The organism is Acinetobacter sp. YH12099 (assembly GCF_013419195.1).
GTDB lineage: Bacteria > Pseudomonadota > Gammaproteobacteria > Pseudomonadales > Moraxellaceae > Acinetobacter > Acinetobacter towneri.
Window position 1 is genome coordinate 1 of record NZ_VPAP01000045.1, and the last position, 2947, is coordinate 2947.

Genomic DNA, 2947 nt, shown 5'->3' on the forward strand with positions numbered 1-2947 from the left:
CAGCGGCCAGGGCATCGGCTTCCGTCAATGCGTCCTCCACGAACGCGCCGTGCTGCTTCGCTTCGGCCTGGCTGACCTCGGCCCATATCCGTTTCACCTGGGCCGCACTGTACCCGGCCAGCTCGGCGGTCTTGTTGATGCTGTAGCCGGACTTGCGCAGCGCGACAACTTGGGCGCGGCGCTTCGGATCAGCACGGCGGCCCTTGTACCGCCCGGCCTGGCGGGCCAACTCAATGCCTTGGCGCTGGCGTTCGCGCCTGTCCTCGTAGTCGTCGCGGGCCATCTGCAAGGCCAGGCGAAAAAGCATGATCTGCACGGCTTCCAGCACGATCTTGGCGACGCCCTGGGCCTCGGCCGCCAGGTCGGATAGATCGACCACGCCAGGGACGGCCAGGCGTGCGCCTTTGGCCTGTATCGAGGCCACCAGGCGCTCGGCCTCGGGCAAAGGTAGGCGGCTGATGCGGTCGATCTTCTCGGCAATGACCACCTCGCCGGGCTGTAGGTCGCCGATCATGCGCAGCAGCTCAGGCCGGTCGGCGCGTGCGCCGGATGCCTTCTCACGGTAGATGCCGGCGACGTAGTAGCCGGCGGCCTTCGCGGCCGTAGTGATCGCCTCTTGGCGTTCCAAGTCCTGCGCGTCGGTGCTGACGCGCAGATAGACCCGCGCCACCATCGGCGCGGCTACTGGCTTCGTCCTGCGCATACTTGCGGGCTCCTTTGGGCATACTCAAATGCACCCATCTTAAACTGGCAGCTAATGTACAAAAGTTGATAGAAGCACACAAGTTCAATTTTGCACTTCTGCCCCACTATTGCAAAACTGCTTGTTAGTAGCCGTTTTTTCTTACTGTTTATAGATTCAATAATTTTTGAAACGAAAAATTGGGACTAAACATTTCGGTTTCGTTTTCTGTCGATTCGTCCTGCGTATCTTTTGCATAAACAAACATTTGTTGTTCGTAGTTTTCGATGGCATTTTCAATACTTGTAAATTCTCCGTTTGTAAGGTTTTCAGACAATATCAAAGCATCCAATAATCCCGTATTTACACCCTGTCCTGCAAAAGGCGACATCAAATGAGCAGCATCGCCAATCATTGTTATGGGTAATGGACGGTTACTTTTCCAATCATTGTTCAAAGGAAATTTCCTTGTGGGCAAGCATTGAAATGTTGATACCGAACGTATTAATTGTTTGTAAACTTCACTCCATTTGGAAAATCTTTTCAATAAAAAATCGGCAACGCTGTTTCTGTCCTGAAAATCTAAGGGAATTTTATTTTTCCATTCATCGGGCGTTTTAAAACTAATTCCTAAATACAATGCACCATTATTATTGGGATTGGCAAACAATAAAATGCCCTGATGTCCCGCCATTAATCGGTTGCCGTTGCATAGCTGAAAAAATCCGGGACAGTTTATTTCCGGTTGAAGAATATCAGCTTGGATGTTGAAAGTACCGGTTTCTTCAACTTGCGTGTCGGTAACAAAGCTCCTTATTTTCGACATTCCACCATTGGCAAGAATAACCAAATCTGCTGTTTCACTCGGTTTATTCTCAAAAGTTAGTGTCCACTTCTTCTTACCAGGTTCAAGCATAACAAGTTTTCTATCCCAAATAACCGTGTCGTTTTCTAAACTATTCAACAAGATAGCCCTTAAGTCATTTCTGTTTATTTCAGGATTGTCAAATCGATTTTCGGGCTTTACATTTTTTGTGGATAAAATATTGCCTTTTTCATCAGCAATATTTACACCCATTGGTAAGGCTAAGTCATAATAAGTTTGTAACAATCCCGCTTTTTTCATTGCTTCCTGACCTGAACCTTTGTGTAGGTCAAGGGTTCCACCAAAAATTCTTGCCTCTCGGTCGTTGTCTCTTTCGTAAACTGAAACGTCTATGCCGTTTTGCTGTAATAATTTTGCCATAGTCAGTCCAACGGGTCCACCACCAATTATTGCAACGTTCTTATCACTAAGTAAATTCATTTGTTTGTCCGTATCTATTCGCATTGTCATTCAAAAATGGCACATAACAAGTGGCTATACGCCAAATGGCGTATATATCCACTATATCTTATTTTGCTAAACCTTTCATTATCAGTGACAAATCCGTTTTCAACCGTTTACCGTTCGTTTCTACTCTCTCAAAAGGATTTATATTCATAGTGCTTTTTGTTAAGTTTTGCTCAAATATACAAATCCTTTCTATATATCTAACAAATCCATCGGACTTTTTAATTGTTCCATTCCCTTGGTGGTAATATGTGTATAAACCTCAGTTGTTTTACTGCTTGAATGACCTAACAACGATTGAATATAACGTAAACTCGTACCATTCTCAAGCAAATGCGTTGCAAAGCTATGTCGTAAGGTATGTACAGTAACTTCCTTTTGAATCTTTGCTTTTAAAACAGCTGCTTTAAAAATGTTTTGAATACTTCGGCTTGAGTATGCGCCACCTTTTTGACCTTCAAATAAATAATCTTTTGGTTTATATTCCATAAAGTATGTTCTTAAAATAATTAATGTTTTCTCAGATAAAATGGTATAACGATCTCTTTTTCCTTTTGACTGTTCTATACGAATTTGCATGCGCTTGGAGTCAATGTCTTTTATTTTCAGGTTTATACATTCAGAAATGCGCAAACCTGCCGAATAAATAGTCATCAGAATAGCCTTGTGTTTCACGTTTTCAATAGCGCGTAGTACCCGAATGGTTTCTTCTTCACTCATCACAACAGGAAGTGTTTTTTCTTTTTTTGGTCTTTCGATGAAATATGTTTTCCGTTGTCCACCCAAAACACGTTCGTAATAAAACTGGCACTGTTGCAAAGTTAGCGATGAGGCAGCCTTTTGTCTTATTCAAAGGCCTTACATTTCAAAAACTCTGCTTACCAGGCGCATTTCGCCCAGGGGATCACCATAATAAAATGCTGAGGCCTGGC

The 2947-nt window shown here is 44.1% G+C and carries 3 protein-coding genes; all 3 read right to left on the reverse strand.

The genetic code is table 11. The features are described 5' to 3' along the window. Nucleotides 1-703, reverse strand: a 703-nt coding sequence (locus FTU39_RS13615) for a recombinase family protein (protein ID WP_179994526.1), incomplete at its 3' end; no start/stop codon positions are given. A 148-nt stretch (nt 704-851) separates the two neighbouring features. Beyond that, the gene (locus FTU39_RS13620; protein WP_024160783.1) at nt 852-2018 is read right to left on the reverse strand and encodes a tetracycline-inactivating monooxygenase Tet(X3); all 1167 of its coding nucleotides are present in this window, start codon (nt 2016-2018) and stop codon (nt 852-854) included. A gap of 189 nt (nt 2019-2207) precedes the next feature. Beyond that, complete coding sequence (locus tag FTU39_RS13625) at nt 2208-2801, reverse strand: tyrosine-type recombinase/integrase (protein ID WP_205779272.1); 594 nt, start codon at nt 2799-2801, stop codon at nt 2208-2210. Between the last annotated feature and the right edge of the window lie 146 nt (nt 2802-2947).

Coding starts and splice junctions, on each gene's coding strand:
- FTU39_RS13620 (WP_024160783.1), bottom strand. CDS start 2,018: ATGACAATGCGAATAGATACGGACAAACAAATGAATTTACTTAGTGAT.